This window comes from Nocardia sienata NBRC 100364 (assembly GCF_001613205.1).
Classification (GTDB): Bacteria; Actinomycetota; Actinomycetes; order Mycobacteriales; family Mycobacteriaceae; genus Nocardia; species Nocardia sienata.
In genome coordinates this window covers 1-668 of record NZ_BDBX01000131.1, presented here as the reverse complement: position 1 = coordinate 668, position 668 = coordinate 1, and the positions used below count along the sequence as shown (strand labels likewise).

1 protein-coding gene is annotated in these 668 nt (G+C 73.4%); it reads right to left on the bottom strand.

The window, feature by feature from the left end:
* Window positions 1–668: amidohydrolase family protein (locus NS4_RS31055; protein WP_157106362.1), on the bottom strand; the 668-nt coding region annotated here is incomplete at both ends.

The following is a 668-nucleotide window of genomic DNA, read 5'->3' as shown; positions in this document are numbered from 1 at the left end:
CGGGGAGAGCCCGTGTCCGGGGGTGCGATGGTGGACCGCCGCGCGGAGCGCCGCCCACGGATCGAGAGCGGTCACCGGCGCATCCGAGCCGATGGCCAGCGAGACACCGGCCGCGGCCATGGCAGCGAACGGGTTCAGGGCCGCGGCGCGGGTGGCGCCGAGCCGTTCGGCGTACATCCCGTCGGGTCCGCCCCAGGCCAGGTCGAACGCGGGTTGCACACTGGCGATCACTCCCCACGTGGCGAGGGCTTCGATCTGCGCGGCGTCGAGCAGTTCCGCGTGCTCCACCCGGTGGCCGCGCGCGGCCACGGCCGGCCCGCCGAGTTCGGCGACCACCTGCCCGAACCCGGCCACGACTGCCTCGAGCGCCCCGTCACCGATGGCATGGAAACCCGCTTGGACACCCGCTTCGGTACAGGCCCGCACATGCGCGGCGATATCCCCGGCGTCCAGGTAGGAGACCCCGGTCCCGGGGTCGTCGGCGTACGGGTCGCGCAACCAGGCGGTATGCGAGCCGATGGACCCGTCGACGAACAGATCTCCCGCGAGCCCGTGCGCTCCGAGATCGGACAGCAGGGTGCGCGCCTCGTCCGCGGTGCGCACCGCCTGACCCCAGTAGGCCCGCACCTGCACGCCGTGTTCGAAGGCGAGCAGTTCGCGCAGATCGG